The organism is Nocardiopsis sp. NPDC055879, assembly GCF_053615935.1.
On sequence record NZ_JBSHCT010000006.1, the window covers coordinates 158938 to 175416 of the forward strand.

Here is a 16479-nt window from a genome sequence, read left to right on the forward strand (position 1 = left end):
GCCCCTTCACCCACCACCCCCTGATTCACTTCACCGCCGTTTTCTCGACCGTCGACCGGTCCCGGAAGGCCATCCCCGTGTACACGGCCGTCCCCAACGCCACCGCGGCCAGCAGCACGAACCCGAAGGCGTACGCCCCCGTCGCCTGGAACACCACGCCCATGACCAGTGGCGGGAAGTACCCACCGAGCCCACCGGCCGCGCCCACGAGCCCGGTGACGGTACCCACCCGGGCCGGTTCCACCAGCTGTGCGACCAGGGCGAACACTCCTCCGGTGCCCAGCCCGAGGAAGGCCGCCATCAGCACGAACACCGTCCCGGCCGCCAGCTCCGCCGGGGGTTGGAAGACCAGCGCGCCCGCCATGAGAGTGGTCCCGACGAAGGACACCATGCACACCCGCACAGGGCCGACCTTGTCGGAGAGGATGCCGCCCGCCGGCCTGGCCACGACGGCCACCAAGGCGAATCCGGCGGCGCGCAGGCCCGCCTCGGTCTGGGCGAACCCGTAGGCGTTGTGCAGCAGGGTCGGCAGGTAGGTGGAGAAGGCCACGAATCCGCCGAAGGCCACCGCGTACAGCAGGATGTTCTGCCAGGTCGCCCGCAATCCGAGGGCCTCGCGCAGGCGCGGCATCAGCGGGTCGGTGGAGGGCTCCCACCCGGGCGGGTTGCGGCACACCACCAGTACGAGCACACCCATGAGCACGAGCGCCACGGCCATGAACACGTGTGTGCCCAACAACCCGATCGTTCCGGCCAAGTAGGGGGTGAGGAACGCCGACAGCGCCGTTCCGCCCATGCCCGCACCGAACACACCGGTGGCGAATCCTCTTTTCTCGGCGGAGTGCCAGCGGCTGACGAACGGCACACCGACGGCGAAGGAGGTTCCCGCGATCCCCAGGAAGAACCCCAGCACCAGCAGCATCGGGTAGGAGTCCCCGACGAAGCCGAGCAGCAGCACCGGCACCACCGAGACGAAGGCGACCGCCGCCATCATCACCCGGCCACCGTAGCGATCGGTCAAAGCCCCGACGGGGATCCTGCCCACGGCCCCGATCAGCACCGGAAAGGCGATGAGCACGGAGGTCTCGGTGGGGCTCAGGTCCAGGCGCGCGGCGTAGTCGGGTGCCAGGGGCGCGATCAGGTTCCACGCCCAGAACATGAGCGCGAACGCCGCCGTGGCCAGGACGAGGTTGGTTCTGGCTCCGCTGTTCATGGCATCCGGCTCCCGTCCTCGACGTTCTCCCACCCGCGACGCCCGCGGCGTTCACCCATCCGGGTGTCCCGTGATCGGTACAACACGTAGGGCCGCCACAGGTAGCCGAGCGGCGCGCTGAACACGTGCACCAGCCGGGTGAACGGCCACAGCGCGAACAGCGCGAGGGCGGAGAGCGTGTGCGCCTGGAAGGTGAGCGGCGCGGCGGCCATCAGGGCCGGGTCCGGGTCCAGGACGAACAGCCCGCGGAACCAGATCGACACCCCTTCCCGGTAGTCGTAGTGGCCGATGACGTTGCCGACGATGGTGTTGGCCATGCCGGTGACGATCACCAGCCCGAGCCCCACGTACATGAGCTTGTCCATCCGGCTGGTGGCCCGGAAGACCGGTCCGACCAGGCGTCGGCGCAGGATGAGCAGGGTGAGTCCCACGACCACCGCGATCCCGGCGACCAGGCCGAGGCCGACGGCCATGACGTGGTAGAGCTCGTCGGTGACGCCCACGGCCGCGGTCCACGACTTGGGGATGAGCAGGCCCACGACGTGGCCGCCGATGACGGCGAGCATGCCGAAGTGGAACAGGGGGCTGCCCCAGCGCAGCAGCCGGCTCTCGTACAGCTGGGTGGACAGGGTGGTCCAGCCGAACTTGTCGTAGCGGTAGCGCCAGTAGTGGCCGACGAGGAAGACCGCCATGCAGGCGTAGGGGACGATGACCCACAACACCGTTTCGAGTGCGGTGTTCACGAGTGCACGCTCCTGGTTTCCGGAGGTGGGAAGGGGGCGAGACCGACTTCTTCGACGGGTGGCCCCTGGGCCACGAGTCGGGCGACCTTGTCGTCGATTCGGTCGGTCTTGGGCGGCAGAGTGGCGTTGATCGCCGTGACCGCGCCGGTGTAGAGGGAGTCGGCGTCGCGCAGGGCCAGGTGCAGCAGTTCCAGCCCGGCCCGGTACCGGTTCAGTAAGCGCGTGCCGCCGACGGGGTCGACCGTGGCGGCGAATTCCAGGACCACGCACAGGTGGTCGGGGAGTTCGTCCTCGTCGAGGAGGAAACCGGCCCTGCGGTAGGCGTTGGAGAACGACAGCAGGGCGGCGCCGCGGTTTCGGGTGTCCCCGTGCGCGTAGTAGGTCAGGTGCAGGCACGAACGCCGGTGCAGGTCGAAGGTGCCGACGTAGGTTTCGGCGAGTTCGGGCGGTGGGGTCGAGGCGAGCCGGTCGATCACCCCGATCAGGTCCGCGCGCGGTGGGTCGGGTAGTTCCTCGGCCGCCTGGCGCAGCATCGGCAGGTCGGCCAGGAGCCGCTCATCGGGGTGGGCCAGCACCAGGGCGGCGATCCTGTGGGTCAGGGCGCGTTGTCGATCGGTGATGGGGTGGCGTTTGAGCGCCTTGAACAGGCTCATGTGTGTTCCCCCGACCGACGGATCGAGGGCATGGGCAGCGACACCTTGCCTCCGGTGAGCGGGCCGCCCTTGTCCGGTCCGCCGGCGCCGGGGCCGCCCATGCCGGGTCCGCCCTCGGTGTCCAGGCTGCATCCGGTGGCGAAGGCCTCCAGGGAGTGCGCCTGTTCGGTGTGCGCGGGCGGGATGACGTAGCGGTCCTCGTACTTGGCGAGTGCGAGCAGCCGGTACATGTCGTACACGCTCTCGCCGTCCATGCCCACGGCGTGGGGGATGCGTTCGTCGGTCTCCCGTCCGAGGTTGATGTCGCGCATGTAGGAACGCATCGCGGCCAGGCGGCGCAGTGAGTCGGTGACGGGTCCGGTGTCTCCGGCGGTGAAGAGTTCGGCCAGGTACTCGATGGGGATGCGCAGGCTCTCGATGGCCGCGAAGAGGTTGTCGCGGTCCTCGGCGTCCTGGCCGGTCTCGGACACGGCGTCCACGACCGGGGACAGCGGCGGGATGTACCAGACCATGGGCATGGTGCGGTATTCGGGGTGCAGGGGCAGCGCCACCTTGTACTCGTTGATGAGCGAGTGGATGGGCGAGCGTTGGGCCGCCTCGATCCAGTCGCGGGGGATGCCCTCCTTCTCGGCGGCGCGGACGACCTCGGGGTCATTGGGGTCCAGGATCAGTTCGCGCTGTGCGTCGAGGAGGTCATGGTCGTCCTCCACCGAGGCGGCGGGCAGGACGGCGTCCATGTCGTAGAACACCAGGCCCAGGTAGCGCAGCCGTCCCACGCACGTCTCGGCGCACACCGTGGGCATGCCGACCTCGATGCGGGGGTAGCAGAACGTACATTTCTCGGCCTTGCCGGTGCGGTGGTTGAAGTAGATCTTCTTGTAGGGGCAGGCGGTCACGCACTTGCGCCAGCCCCGGCAGGTGTCCTGGTCCACGAGCACGATGCCGTCCTCGCTGCGCTTGTAGATGGCCCCGGCGGGGCACGCGGCGGCGCAGGAGGGGTTGAGGCAGTGTTCGCAGATGCGGGGCAGGTAGAACATGAAGGACTGCTCGAATTCGAGCTTGACCTTGTCGGAGACCTTGCGCAGGACGGGGTCGTCCTGGGCGAGCTCGGGACCGCCGGCGAGGTTGTCGTCCCAGTTGGCGCTCCACCGGATCGCCATGTCGCGGCCGCTGATGAGCGACTTGGGTCGGGCGACCGGCGTGTGCTCCTGGAGCGGGGCGTTGGTGAGCGTCTGGTAGTCGTAGGTCCAGGGCTCGTAGTAGTCGTCGATGCCGGGCATCGTGGGGTTGGCGAAGATCGTGGTGAGGTTCTTGAGCCGACCGCCCGAACGCAGGGCCAGGCGTCCGTTGGGTTTGCGGACCCAGCCGCCCTTCCACTTCTCCTGGTCCTCGTAGGTGCGAGGGTAGCCCTGCCCGGGCCGGGTCTCGACGTTGTTGAACCACACGTACTCCATGCCGGCACGGTTGGTCCAGGTCTGTTTGCAGGTGACCGAACAGGTGTGGCACCCGATGCATTTGTCGAGGTTCATCACCATGGCCATCTGAGCCATCAACTTCATTCGTACTCCTCCCCCGTTCCGATCGACCGCATCAGTACTCCACCTCTTGGGAACGCCGACGGATGACGGTCACCTCGTCGCGCTGGTTACCGGTGGGGCCGATGTAGTTGAAGGCGTAGCTGAACTGGGCGTAGCCACCGATGAGGTGGGTGGGCTTGACCAGCAGCCGGGTGATCGAGTTGTGGATGCCGCCGCGTTTGCCGGAGGTCTCGGCGCGGGGAACGTCGATGAGCCGGTCCTGGGCGTGGTGCATGTACACGGTCCCCTCCGGCATGCGGTGGGAGACGATGGCGCGGGCCACGACCACGCCGTTGCGGTTGACCGCCTCGATCCACTCGTTGTCGCGCACGCCGATCTTGTCGGCGTCGGCGCCGCTCATCCAGATGGCCGGGCCGCCCCGGGACAGGCTGAGCATCAGCAGGTTGTCCTGGTACTCGGAGTGGATGGACCACTTGTTGTGCGGGGTCAGGTAACGCACGGTCACGCCGAGTTCGCCGTTGTCCCCGACCTCGGGTTCCTCGAAGAGCCGGTGCATGTTCAGCGGCGGCCGGTACACGGGCAGGTTCTCTCCGGCCTCGGTGATCCAGTCGTGGTCGAGGAAGAAGTGCTGGCGTCCGGTGAGGGTGTGCCAGGGCTTCTTGCGTTCGACGTTGATGGTGAACGGCGAGTATCGGCGTCCACCGCTCTCGCTGCCCGACCACTCGGGTGAGGTGAGTACCGACACCGGTGCGACCTGCACGTCGGCGAAGGTGATCTGTTTGCCCTCGCTCTCGGCGGACAGGTCGGCCAGTTCGGTGCCCACCCGCTTCTCCAGGGTGTGGAACCCCTGGGTGGCCAGGCGTCCGTTGGTGGTGCCCGAGAACGCCAGGATCGCTTCGCACATCTGGGAGTCGCGTTCGAGCGCGGGGCGTCCGTCGGCCGGCCCGCCGCGCACGGTGCCGTTGACCCGGCCCAGGTAGTCGATCTCCTTGTCGACGTTGTAGGTGATGCCCTTGGTGGTCACGCCGAGCTTGTCCGCGAGCGGGCCCAGCGCGCCGAGTTTGGCGGCGATCGCGGTGTAGTCGCGTTCGACCTCCACGAGCTTGGGCATGGTCACGCCGGGGATGGGCTCGCACTCACCGAACTTCCAGTCCAGGACGGTGCCGTTGGGGGTGGCCATCGCGTCGGGGGTGTCGTGGGTCAGCGGCACGGCGACCACGTCCCGTCGCGTGCCCAGGTGCTCGACGGCCAGTTCGCTGAAGGTACGGGCCAGTCCGTGGAAGGCGTCGAAGTCGGTGCGGGCCTGCCAGGGCGGGGAGATGGCCGGGTTGAACGGGTGCACGAACGGGTGCATGTCCGTGGAGTTCAGGTCGTGTTTCTCGTACCAGGTGGCGGCCGGGAGTACCACGTCGGAGAAGACGGTGGTGCTGGTCATCCGGAAGTCCAGGGACAGCAGCAGGTCGAGTTTGCCCTCGGGTGCTTCCTCCCGCCAGCGCACGTCCCGGGGGCGTTGGCCCTCCGGCGCCTCCTCGGTTCGTAGGGAGGAGTCGGTGCCGAGTAGGTGCTTGAGGAAGTACTCGTTGCCCTTGGCGGAGCTGCCCAGCAGGTTGGCCCGCCACACGGTCAGGACCCGGGGCGCGTTCTTGGGCGCGTCGGGGTCCTCGCAGGCGAAGCGCATCCTCCCTTCCTTGAGTTCGCGCGGTACGTACTCGGTGATCGGGAGTCCGGCCTGGCGTGCGTCGTCGGCCAGGTCCAGGGGGTTGCGGTCGAAGGTCGGGTAGGAGGGCATCCATCCCATGCGCGCGGACTGGGCGATGACGTCGGCGGTGCTCATGCCCTCGAACAGGCCCTTGCCCAGCCCGGAGGAGACCTGGTCGGCGCTGAACCGGTCGTAGCGGTACTGGTCGCTGTGCAGGTACCAGAACGCGGTCTGCACCATGTGTCGGGGCGGACGCGACCAGTCCCCGGCCGAGGCCATCTGGTTGTAGCCGGTGAGGGGGCGGGTCTTCTCCTGGCCGACGTAGTGCGCCCAGCCGCCGCCGTTGACGCCCTGGCAACCGGTGAGCGTGGTCAGGGTGAGGAAGGCGCGGTAGATGGTGTCGGAGTGGAACCAGTGGTTGGTTCCGGCGCCCATGATGATCATGGAGCGGCCCTTGGACTCCTCGGCGTTAGCGGCGAACTCGCGGCCGATCCGCTCGGCGCGGGCGGCCGGGACGCCGGTGAAGGTCTCCTGCCAGGCCGGGGTGCCCGGCTCGTCGGGGTCGTCGTAGCCGGTCGGCCAGGTGCCGGGCAGGCCCTCGCGGCCCACGCCGTACTGGGCGAGCAGCAGGTCGTAGACGGTGGTGACCAGGTGGCCGCCCACTCGGCGCACGGGTACGCCGCGGCGTGAGGGCGGGGCGTCCTCGGTGTCGAAGCGGGCCAGGTGGACCTCGACCGCCTCGCCGTCCGAGCCTTCGTACAAGGTGAGTCGGGGCTTGGTGTCACCGAGTTCGAGGTTCCACTTGCCCTCGCCCTCCTCGCCGTAGCGGAATCCCAGCGAACCGTTGGGGACCACCGGTTCTCCGGTCGTCTCGTCCAGGACGACCGTCTTGAACGCGGTGTTCTCGCCTTCTCGGCCCAGGTCCTGGGCGGTGAGGAACTTGCCGGCGCGGTGGCCGTCGTCGGTCTCCTCCAGACGCACCAGGAACGGCAGGTCGGTGTAGCGACGCACGTAGTCGTCGAAATAGGGGGTGGTGCGCTCCACGAAGAACTCGCGCAGCACCACGTGTCCCATGGCCATGGCCAGGGCGCCGTCGCTGCCGGGCCGTGCGGCCAGCCACTCGTCGGCGAACTTGGTGTTGTCGGCGTAGTCAGGGGAGACCACGACGACCTTCTGACCCCGGTAGCGGGCCTCGGCCATCCAGTGGGCGTCCGGGGTGCGGGTGACGGGGACGTTGGAGCCCCACATGATGAGGTAGCCGGCGTTCCACCAGTCACCGGACTCGGGCACGTCGGTCTGGTCGCCGAACACCTGCGGGGAGGCGACGGGAAGGTCGGCGTAGAAGTCGTAGAACGAGAGCATCGAGCCGCCGATGAGCCCGTAGAAGCGGGAGCCGATCGCCTGGGAGACCATCGACATCGCGGGGATCGGGGAGAAACCGGCGACCCGGTCGGGGCCGTGTTCGGCGACGGTGTGCACGTGGGCGGCGGCCGCGATCTCCAGGGCCTCCTCCCAGCTCGCGCGCACGAGTCCGCCCTTGCCGCGGGCGCGCTTGTAGCGGGCGGCGCGTTCGGGGTCGTCGACGATGTCGGCCCAGGCCAGGACCGGGTCGCCGAGGCGTTCGCGGGCCTCGCGGTACATCTCCAGCAGCACACCGCGCACGTACGGGTAGCGCACGCGGGTGGGCGAGTAGGTGTACCAGGAGAAGGCGGCGCCGCGAGGGCAGCCTCGGGGTTCGTACTCGGGGCTGTCCGGGCCCACCGACGGGTAGTCGGTCTGTTGTCCCTCCCAGGTGATGATCCCGTCCTTGACGTAGACCTTCCAGGAACAGGATCCGGTGCAGTTCACCCCGTGGGTGGAGCGCACCACCTTGTCGTGGCTCCAGCGGTCTCGGTAGAAGACGTCGGCGTCTCGGCCGCCGACGCGGTGGACGGTACGAAGGTCCTCGGACACCTCTTGTGGGCGAAGGAATCTGCGGGTGCGCAGAAGTGCGTCGGAGACCGGACCGTCCATACCGGGCGCGGGCCCGGTTTCGGAGTTTTCGCGCGGATCGTAGCGGGTCACTACTGAGGTCCTCTCTCCTTCGACGACCGCCTGCGGCCGTCTCGGTGACCTGTTGCCCTTCCCACCCCACCAGTGGACGTGGCAGTCGGACCAAAGTCGTGAGTCCGGGATCGTCCCGCGAAGGTCTGTACTGGTGGTGGGCCTTAAGTCCCCCCGGGTCGCACGTGCATCCGCACGTCCACACGCTTTTTCACCACCTGCGTTGTATTTACAATCGGGACCGTGTAAACACAAGGTGTGAACGACCACGGGAACCAAGGGCGAACGTCCGCCACCACGGGGATCGACCCCGGCGAGCATCGGGTCCTGGCCGACCCCAGCCGGGTCGCCGTCCTGCAGACACTGCGCCGGTCCGACCATCCGATGGACGTCCGCGAGATCGCCGAGGTGGTCGGGCTGCACACCAACACCGTGCGCTCACATCTGTCGTTACTGACCGACCGGAGTCTGGTCCGAGCCGCCCCCGAGGAGCGTGATCGGCCCGGGCGCCCGCGCACCCTGTACACCCCGGCCGACGACGATGAACAGCGCGACTACCGGATGCTCGCCGAGGCCTTGGTGGCCCACCTGTCCGCCATCGAGGGCGATCAGAGCGAGGCCGCCGTACGGGCCGGGCAGGGCCAGGGGGAACGGCTGGTCGACTCCAGGGGGCCGCGCCCACCCGTGGACGCCGACACCGCCCGTGCCGCGGTGACCGACCTCCTGCGCGAGACCGGGTTCCGCCCTCGCCCCTCCCCCGATGGCACCCACATCGACCTGCGTCATTGCCCCTTCCGTGAGCTGGCCGAGGCCGCCCCGGACGTGGTCTGCGGCGTCCACCTGGGCATGATCCGCGGCGCCCTGGAACGCATGCGCGCGCCCGTGGAGGCCGTACGGTTGCGCCCCTTCGCCACCCCGGGACACTGCGTGGCCGAACTACGCGAAACGGAGGTGGAGGACCCTCCCGGGAGCTGAACCGCGCTCCCCGACGTCTCTCGCGCTCCAACAAACGGCCCCTTTTCCGTGCCACCGGGAGCTCATCGCCCACCGTGCCCCGGAGCACACGCCCCTTGGGCCGGAACCGGCCGGCCGCGCACGCGGTCGTCCCCTGTTCGGAAACGGAGCCGTCATGCCCGCCACGTTCGTGCGTATCGAACGCCCCGACCGACCACCGCCGCTGCCACGGCAGGTGTCCTGGCACGCCCGCGCCAACGTGATCGCCCTGGTCTGGGCGTTGCTCGCGGTGTGCGCCGCCGCGGCCGTCGGCCCGCTCGGTCTGCCCTCCTGGTTACCGGTGCACCTGCTCCTGCTCGGAACGGTCACCAACGCGATCGTCACCTGGACCGAGCACTTCACGGTCGCGTTGCTGCGCCTGCCCGCGACCTCGGACCGCTATCAGGCCGCCCGGCTGACCGTGCTCAACACCGGCGTCGTGGTCCTGGTGGTCGGAGCGACCTCCGTCCCGATCCCCTTCGCGGTGGTCGGAGCGGTGGCCGTGCTGGGCGTGGTCGTGGTGCACACCCTGGCCCTGGCACGCGCCTGCCGAAGTGCGTTGGGCGGAAGGTTCGCCCACATCGGCGCCTGGTACACGGCGGCCGGCGTCTCGTTCGTGCTGGGGGCCGTGCTCGGCACGATGATGCTGTTCGACGCCGCCGGTCCCGAGGTCCGGCAACGGTCGTTGGCGGCGCACGTCCACCTCAACCTGTGGGGCTGGGTCGGTCTGGCGGTGATCGGCAGCCTGTTCACGCTGTGGCCGACCATCCTGCGCACCCGCGTCGTGGAGGGCGCGGGCACCGTGGCCCGCCGCGCCCTGGTCCCCGTCCTGGTGGGGTTGGTGGCGAGTGCCGTCGGGCTCGCCGCCGGCATGCGCTGGGGGGCCCTGACCGGGATCGTGGTGTACGCGGCCGGGGTCCTGGTCTGCCTGGTCCCCTTGGTGCGCACCGCGCTGCGCAAACGGCCGACGGGGGCCGCGGCCTGGTCGGTCGCCGCCTCCCTGGTCTGGTTGCTCGCCGCGCTGGCGGTGGACGTCCACACCCTGGCCGTGCACGCCCCGCACGAGGTGCACACCGTCCTACAGCCGCTCCTTCCGCTGTTCCTCGTGGGCTTCGCCGGCCAGGTCCTATTGGGGTCCCTGACCTACCTGCTTCCCGTGGTCTTGGGCGGCGGTCCCCGCGCGGTCAAGGCCAACACCGCACTGCTGGGTCGGGGGTGGCCGGTCCGCCTGGCCGCGCTCAACCTCGGCCTGCCGCCGACCCTGTTCCCGGGGCCGTGGGGCACCGCGGCGTGGGCACTGGTGCTCGCGTCCGCGGCGACCTTCGTGCTGCTCGCCGGGGTGGCCGTCCTGCGCGCCTGGGAGGTGACCGCCTCCCCCGGGCTGGTGGGAACCGGGTTGGGCGCCGCGCTGACCGCGCTGGCGCTGGTGTTCGCCCTCGGTGTGCCCACCGACGAGGAATCCGCCGTCACCCCCACCGGTCGGACGAGCACCGTGGACGTGGCGCTCGGGGACATGGTGGTCGAACCGGGCACCATCACCGTCGACCCGGGCGACGTACTGGTGTTGGAGGTGACCAACGAGGACGCCCAACCGCACGATTTGCGCATGGAGAACGGAACGCGCACCCCCGTGCTCGCGCCCGGGGAGAGCGCCACCCTGGAGGTGGGGGTGGTGGACGGTCCGTTGCGAGGGTGGTGCTCGGTGATGGGACACCGCGCCTCGGGCATGGAGATGACGGTGACCACCACCGGCGACGACCTTCCCGTCGCCGAACACGGTGAGCACTCCATGGGGGCCACCGGTGCGCCGCTCGACCTGTCCGGAGAGTTCAGCCAGGGTTGGGAACCCATCGACGCCGAGCTGGACCCGTCCCCCGACACCGACGAGCACGAGGTCGAGATCCGGGTGGGCGAGAGCGAACAGGAGGTCGCGCCCGGTGTTCGGCGCCCGGTGTGGACCTTCGGCGACACCGCGCCCGGGCCCGTCCTGCGCGGGAAGGTCGGTGACGTCTTCGTCGTCACCCTGGTCAACGACGGCACGATGGGACACAGCATCGACTTCCACGCCGGTTCGTTGGCCCCGGACGAACCCATGCGCACCATCGCCCCGGGCGAGGAGCTCACCTACCGGTTCACCGCCGACAAGGCGGGGGCGTGGCTGTACCACTGCTCGACCGCGCCGATGAGCCACCACCTGGCCAACGGCATGTACGGGGCGGTGATCATCGACCCGCCCGACCTGGCCGAGGTCGACCGCGAGTACGTGCTGGTCCAGGGCGAGCTGTACCCGGGCGAGCCCGGCGACGCCGAGCAGACCGAGCGCATCCGTACCGGACAACCCCAGGGGTGGATGTTCAACGGTGCCGCCATGGGCTACGACCACGCGCCGTTGGTGGCGCGGGTCGACGAACGTGTGCGTGTGTGGGTGGTGACCGCCGGCCCGTTGGACGGCACCTCCTTCCACGTGGTCGGGGCGCGCTTCGACACCGTCTACAAGGAAGGCGCTTACCTGCTGCGCCCCGACGACGACGGTGGCTCCCAGACACTCGATCTGGGCACGGCCCAGGGTGGCTTCGTCGAGACGACCTTCCCCGAGGCGGGGCACTACCCCTTCGTCGACCACGATCTGCGCCACGCCGAGGGCGGCGCGCACGGACACTTCGAGGTGGAGGAACCCTGATGGAGGAAGCGGTCTGGGCAGGGGTGCGTTTCCTGCACGTGCTCTCGGCGATGTTGTGGGTGGGCGGACAGCTCACCGTTTCCCTGGTGGTCATGCCGCTGACCCGACGGACCCTGGAAGGCGAACGTCGCACCACGGTGCTCACCGCCATCGGAAAGCGCTTCGGGACCCTCACTGCGGGGTTCTTCCTACCGGTCCAGCTGGGCACGGGGATCACCCTGGCCTGGGGAGCCGGGGTGACCTGGGCCTCCCTGCTCGAACCCGGATACGGCCGGGTGCTGGCGGCGAAGTTGGCGTTGTTCTGCGTGGTGATGGTCGCGGCGACGCTGCACGGCGCGACCACCCGCACCAGGCCGCGCCTGGCCCGGACCATGGCGATGACGAGCCTGGTGACCTCGGTCGGCGTGGTCCTGCTGGCCACCCTGCTACCGAGGATCTGACCGGGTAGAGCCCCGGCCCGGTCCGGGTCGGGGCCTCCGAGCGTGCGGCGGGCGGTGCGGACCGGACGTTGAGGATCACGGCCGGTCCCCGCGCGTGGAGGTCCTACTCGTCGTCGGTGGAGGCCACCGCGTGGACGACCACGTAGCCACCGGATTGCGGCTCCGGCACCTTCTCGTCCAGTCGGACGGCCTCATCGGACCGCAGGGTCTCCAACAGACGCTCGACGTCGTCCTCCTGGCCGCGTAGCCGGAGTTTGACCCTGGACATGGTCCCCTCGATTCCCGAAGTGATGCGTGGACGGTGGGTGTGGCGGGCGCGGATCCGCGCCCGTCACACCAGTGTAGAAAACAACCTACCCAAGAGATAGGAAAATCGCCCGCTCCGGCGTGTGTTCGGAAGGGGTCAGGCCGCGACCGGTGTCGCGTCGAGTGCGGCCAGGGGGTCTTCGGACAGCAGCGACTCGGGCAGGCCGCTCTCCCTGCTCAGGGCACGGAGCAGGCCGCTTCTGGTCGAATAACCCGAGACCCGGGCCGCCTCGGGCAGACCGTGGCCGGCCCTGAGCCGTTCGATCGCCGTGTTCAACCGCGCCCGGGTGCGCCATCGGGTGTAGACGAGCCCGGTCTGCTCGACGAAGAGGCGTTGGACGTGACGGACGCTGGTGTGGTGGCGTCGGGCGAGCTCCTCCAGGGTGGCCTCGGAGCGGGCGGTCTCGCGCGCGAGGGCCCTGGCCACCGGATGTTCGGGCAGCGTGACGGGAAAGCGCGGCCGCGACAGCCCGCCCAGGACGGCATCGAGGGCGTCCCGGAAGGGGCGTACCTGGTCTGCGGTGGCCGGCGCCGCCCCCAGCACGGTCATGATGACCCGGGTGAGTTCGGGGACCACCCCGAGTCGATGCACCCGCTGTGGGGGCGAGGTGCCCGGGGAGAGCAGCGGCCCCAGGGCCATCCCGCCCTCTTCCAACCGCATCGAGTGGGGCACGTGCGGGGCCAGCCAGAGGTTGTGCCGGGCCCGCAGGGTGATCGATTCTCCGGCCACGACCAGTTCGGCCGCTCCGGCGACCACGTGGATCAGGTGCGGCACCTCGTGTTCGTGGGTGTCGTGTCCCAGGAACCGGATCGTGTTCTCGGGCACGACCCGGCAGAGCTGTTTCGGCGTCATCACGGCTCCAGAACATGTCATCTCGGGCGAGCACCGATGTCACCTGGGGCGCGCCCACCGGCACCAGGGATATTAGCCTAGGCTTACCTTATCTTTCCTGTCGGCCCCCCGTCTCCCCTACCCTGTCCAGAACGAGGCCCCATGCGATCCCTCCGAGTCCCCCTTGTGCCCCTCATGTCCCTGCTCACGGTCGGATCCTTGGCCCTGAGCGCCTGCGGGGCCGGCGAAAGCACCACCGAGGCCGAGGAGGCCACCGGATCCGAAACCCGGGTCGTGGAGACCGGGCAGGGCGAGGTGAGTGTTCCAGGCGCCCCCGAGCGGGTGGTGGTCCTCAACCACGCCCTGGCCGGTTACCTCTACCACCTCGACGTTCCGGTGGTCGGGGTCATCCCCGAGACCGCCGACACCGAAGGAGCGTTCTCCGAGCACTGGGCCCAAGCCGCCGAGGAGGACGGCACCGAGATCCTGCCGTGGAGCGCGGACGGGTTCGACCTCGAAGCGATCCTGGGCCTGGAACCCGACCTCATCATCGCGGGCGGTCTCGGCTTCCCGCACTTCCAGGCGGTGGAGGCCTACGACCGGCTCGGTGAGATCGCGCCGACCGTCATCGTCGACGACACCCGCACCACCTGGCAGGACCAGTTCTCCTTCCTGGCCGAGGAGGTCTTCGAAAGCCCCGAGCGCTACGAGGAACTCGCCGCGACCTACGACGAACGGGTGGAGGAGGTCGCGGCGGCCATCACCGTCCCACCGAACCCGGCGACCTTCCTGACGGTGACCGCCGACCAGACCCCCTACGTGCTCATCGAGGACATGGGGCTGCCCGAGACGTTCGCGCGCCTGGGCTTCGAGACCGACACCCTGTTCACCGAGAACGACTTCGAGCCCTACACCGCCGGCGGTGACATGTTCGAGATCTCCAGCGAACAGGTCGGTCGGATCGTCGACGCCCCCACCGTCTTCATCATCGGTTTCCACGGTGACACCGCCGACGTGGAGAGCCTGTCGGAGTCGTCGGTCTACGCGGCGCTGCCCGCGTTCGAGGAGGGCAACGCCTACGACCTGCCCCACTGGGGCCTGCGCGGCGACTACGACGAGGAACTCGCGCTGTTGGACATCGTCGAGGAACAGTTCTCCTAGGAAGCCCCCATCACGTGCGTTCCCTCTTGAAGAACCGCGGGGAGGAACGGAACCCGCACGGGTCCACCGCCACACCGGACGAGTCCCACCGCCGAGGAATCGGCGCCCGTCCGGTGTGGCTGCTCCTGTGCCTGATCCTTCTCGCCCTGTCCTGCGCGGCCGGTCTCATGGTGGGGTCGGCCCGCCTACCGGTGTCCACCGTGTGGGCGGCCCTGACCGCCCCCGACCAGAGCATCGACCATCTGACCGTGCTCGCCCTACGCGTGCCGCGCACCCTGCTGGGCCTGCTCGTGGGCATGGCGCTGGGCGTGGCCGGGGCGCTCGCCCAGGCCCTGACCCGCAACCCCCTGGCCGACCCGGGGATCCTCGGGGTCAACTCGGGCGCCGCGTTCGCCATCGCCGTGAGCGTGAGCGTGCTCGGGGTGACCCGGATCGACCAGTACCTGTGGTCGGGGTTCGCGGGCGCGCTCATCGCCGCCACGATGGTCTACCTCGTCTCCGCTCGTGGACCGGGTGGGGCGACGCCGTTGCGGCTGGTCCTGGTGGGGGTCGCGTTGGGCGCGGTCTTCAGCGGAGCCGCCTCGGCGCTGACCCTGGTCGACCCCGAGAGCTTCGACCGGATGCGCTATTGGGAGGCCGGAACCCTGGCCGATCGCCCCGAGGGCACCGTGGCGGCCATCGCCCCGTTCGTCCTGGTGGGCCTCGTACTGGCTCTGGCACTGACCCGTTCGCTCAACGCGCTGGCCCTGGGCGAGGAGCTCGCCCACGCCATGGGGGCGCGGGTGGCCCTGACCCGCGCGTTCGGGATCGTGGCGATCACGGTGCTGTGCGGTGCGGCCACCGCGGCGGCCGGTCCCATCTCCTTCGTCGGGTTGATGGTGCCGCACGCGGTGCGCATGATCACCGGCCCGGACCAGCGGTGGATCCTGTCGTTCACGTTGGTGGCGGCGCCCGCGCTGGTCCTGCTCTCCGACGTCATCGGGCGTCTGGTGGTCTGGCCGGGCGAACTCCAGGTCGGTGTCGTCACCGCGTTCCTGGGCGCGCCCGTGCTCATCATGTTGATTCGACGGACGAAGGCGAACGCGCTGTGAGGGACACGATCGTGCTGAGGGCCGGGAGGGTGAGCGTGCGCTCCTCCCGGCGGGCCCTCATCGTCTACGGGATCATGCTCCTGGCACTACCGGCCTGTGTCCTGATAGCGCTTTCCATGGGTTCGCGCGTCATTCCGATCCCGGAGGTGATCGGTGCGCTGGCTCCGGGCTCGGAGGGACCGAACCGGCTCGTGGTGGTGGAGTGGCGGGCGCCCCGGGCCGTCGCCGCCGCCCTGTTCGGTGCCTGTCTGGGGTTGAGCGGCGCCCTGTTCCAGTCGCTCACCCGCAACCCGTTGGGCAGCCCCGACATCATCGGGCTCAACTCCGGCGCCTACACGGGTGTGGTGTGCGTGATCATGCTGGGCGGCAGCGGCTATCCGACGTTGGCCGGCGGCGCGGTGCTGGGCGGCCTGGGTACTGCGCTGGCGGTGTACCTGTTGGCGTTGCGACAGGGGATGCGGGGGTTCCGGCTCATCATCGTCGGCATCGCGGTCGGCGCGATGCTGTCCTCGGTCAACACCTGGTTCTCGGTCAAGGCGGACCTGGACGTGGCCCTGCGGGCCGCGATCTGGGGCGCCGGCACCCTGAACGGGGTGGGTTGGCCGCCGGTGGGGGTGTCCGCCGCCATGGCCGTCCTGCTCTTCCTGGCCCTGCCGGCGCTCGGCCGCCGGATGCGTCAACTGGAGCTGGGCGAGGACACCGCGGCGATGTCGGGGGTTCCGGTGGAGGCCACCAAGGCCCTGATGGTGGTGGTCGGTGTCGGTTTCACCGCGGTCGTGACGGCGGTGACCGGACCGATCGCGTTCGTCGCCCTCGTCGCCCCTCAGATCGCCCGCAGGCTGACCCGGCACGGCGGCATCGCGGACCTGACCGGGTCGGCCCTGGCGGGCGCGTTGTTGCTGTCGATGGCCGACCTCATCGCCCGGTACGCGATCCCGGGCATCGCGCTGCCGGTGGGCGCGGTGACCGTGTGCCTGGGCGGCGGCTACCTGGTGTGGTTGCTGTTCCGCGAGAGCGGCCGTTCCTGACCCGCGCCCGCGTGCCCCGCCGAACGAAGTGCGTCCGGCGGGGCACGCGGAACGAGGTG

General features: G+C 69.7%; 13 protein-coding genes. 6 read left to right on the top strand and 7 right to left on the bottom strand.

Annotation, left to right across the window (positions count from 1 at the left end):
• Nucleotides 1-25 precede the first annotated feature (25 nt).
• Genes ACWGKS_RS09035 through ACWGKS_RS09055 form a run of 5 tightly spaced genes read right to left on the bottom strand, consistent with a single transcriptional unit; the run spans nt 26 to nt 7859 of the window.
• Entirely contained in the window at nt 26-1213 is a 1188-nt protein-coding gene (locus ACWGKS_RS09035) for an MFS transporter (RefSeq protein ID WP_358515773.1), read from the bottom strand.
• Complete coding sequence (gene narI, locus ACWGKS_RS09040; protein WP_087100522.1) at nt 1210-1956, bottom strand: respiratory nitrate reductase subunit gamma; 747 nt, start codon at nt 1954-1956, stop codon at nt 1210-1212. Before narI ends, ACWGKS_RS09035 begins: the two co-directional genes overlap by 4 nt.
• Nucleotides 1953-2609, bottom strand: coding sequence for a nitrate reductase molybdenum cofactor assembly chaperone (gene narJ, locus ACWGKS_RS09045; protein ID WP_358515777.1), 657 nt, complete (start codon nt 2607-2609; stop codon nt 1953-1955). Before narJ ends, narI begins: the two co-directional genes overlap by 4 nt.
• Nucleotides 2606-4168 carry a nitrate reductase subunit beta gene (narH, locus tag ACWGKS_RS09050; protein WP_358515780.1) on the bottom strand — a complete coding sequence of 521 codons (1563 nt, stop codon included), beginning with the start codon at nt 4166-4168 and terminating at the stop codon, nt 2606-2608. The genes narJ and narH overlap by 4 nt, the downstream gene beginning before the upstream one ends.
• A gap of 31 nt (nt 4169-4199) precedes the next feature.
• Nucleotides 4200-7859, bottom strand: coding sequence for a nitrate reductase subunit alpha (locus ACWGKS_RS09055; protein ID WP_452522312.1), 3660 nt, complete (start codon nt 7857-7859; stop codon nt 4200-4202).
• A 288-nt stretch (nt 7860-8147) separates the two neighbouring features.
• On the opposite strand from ACWGKS_RS09055, the gene ACWGKS_RS09060 reads away from it, so the two are divergent.
• The 3 genes from ACWGKS_RS09060 (at nt 8148) to ACWGKS_RS09070 (ending at nt 12002) form a co-directional block, all read left to right on the top strand.
• Nucleotides 8148-8864 (top strand): helix-turn-helix transcriptional regulator, encoded by a 717-nt coding sequence (locus ACWGKS_RS09060; protein WP_358514059.1) that lies wholly within the window; start codon nt 8148-8150, stop codon nt 8862-8864.
• Between the two features lie 154 nt (nt 8865-9018).
• Nucleotides 9019-11562: a multicopper oxidase domain-containing protein gene (locus tag ACWGKS_RS09065; protein WP_358514061.1), complete on the top strand. Its 2544-nt coding sequence runs from the start codon at nt 9019-9021 to the stop codon at nt 11560-11562.
• Nucleotides 11562-12002 (top strand): hypothetical protein, encoded by a 441-nt coding sequence (locus ACWGKS_RS09070; RefSeq protein WP_358514063.1) that lies wholly within the window; start codon nt 11562-11564, stop codon nt 12000-12002. The genes ACWGKS_RS09065 and ACWGKS_RS09070 overlap by 1 nt, the downstream gene beginning before the upstream one ends.
• Before the next feature lie 103 nt (nt 12003-12105).
• Here the strand turns inward: ACWGKS_RS09070 and ACWGKS_RS09075 are convergent, their stop codons facing one another.
• On the bottom strand, nt 12106-12270 hold the full coding sequence (locus ACWGKS_RS09075; protein WP_160049361.1) for a hypothetical protein: 165 nt from the start codon (nt 12268-12270) through the stop codon (nt 12106-12108).
• Between the two features lie 135 nt (nt 12271-12405).
• Complete coding sequence (locus tag ACWGKS_RS09080; RefSeq protein WP_358514065.1) at nt 12406-13161, bottom strand: helix-turn-helix domain-containing protein; 756 nt, start codon at nt 13159-13161, stop codon at nt 12406-12408.
• A gap of 141 nt (nt 13162-13302) precedes the next feature.
• On the opposite strand from ACWGKS_RS09080, the gene ACWGKS_RS09085 reads away from it, so the two are divergent.
• From ACWGKS_RS09085 to ACWGKS_RS09095, 3 genes are read left to right on the top strand one after another with little or no spacing between them, the layout of a single operon-like run.
• The gene (locus ACWGKS_RS09085; RefSeq protein ID WP_358514067.1) at nt 13303-14301 is read left to right on the top strand and encodes an ABC transporter substrate-binding protein; all 999 of its coding nucleotides are present in this window, start codon (nt 13303-13305) and stop codon (nt 14299-14301) included.
• 14 nt (nt 14302-14315) lie between these two features.
• Entirely contained in the window at nt 14316-15392 is a 1077-nt protein-coding gene (locus ACWGKS_RS09090) for an iron chelate uptake ABC transporter family permease subunit (protein ID WP_358514069.1), read from the top strand.
• Nucleotides 15389-16420: a FecCD family ABC transporter permease gene (locus ACWGKS_RS09095; RefSeq protein WP_358514071.1), complete on the top strand. Its 1032-nt coding sequence runs from the start codon at nt 15389-15391 to the stop codon at nt 16418-16420. Before ACWGKS_RS09090 ends, ACWGKS_RS09095 begins: the two co-directional genes overlap by 4 nt.
• Nucleotides 16421-16479: the final 59 nt, after the last annotated feature.

Coding starts and splice junctions, on each gene's coding strand:
- ACWGKS_RS09035 (WP_358515773.1), bottom strand. CDS start 1,213: ATGAACAGCGGAGCCAGAACCAACCTCGTCCTGGCCACGGCGGCGTTC.
- narJ (WP_358515777.1), bottom strand. CDS start 2,609: ATGAGCCTGTTCAAGGCGCTCAAACGCCACCCCATCACCGATCGACAA.
- narH (WP_358515780.1), bottom strand. CDS start 4,168: ATGAAGTTGATGGCTCAGATGGCCATGGTGATGAACCTCGACAAATGC.
- ACWGKS_RS09055 (WP_452522312.1), bottom strand. CDS start 7,859: ATGGACGGTCCGGTCTCCGACGCACTTCTGCGCACCCGCAGATTCCTT.
- ACWGKS_RS09065 (WP_358514061.1), top strand. CDS start 9,019: ATGCCCGCCACGTTCGTGCGTATCGAACGCCCCGACCGACCACCGCCG.
- ACWGKS_RS09070 (WP_358514063.1), top strand. CDS start 11,562: ATGGAGGAAGCGGTCTGGGCAGGGGTGCGTTTCCTGCACGTGCTCTCG.
- ACWGKS_RS09075 (WP_160049361.1), bottom strand. CDS start 12,270: ATGTCCAGGGTCAAACTCCGGCTACGCGGCCAGGAGGACGACGTCGAG.
- ACWGKS_RS09080 (WP_358514065.1), bottom strand. CDS start 13,161: ATGACGCCGAAACAGCTCTGCCGGGTCGTGCCCGAGAACACGATCCGG.
- ACWGKS_RS09085 (WP_358514067.1), top strand. CDS start 13,303: ATGCGATCCCTCCGAGTCCCCCTTGTGCCCCTCATGTCCCTGCTCACG.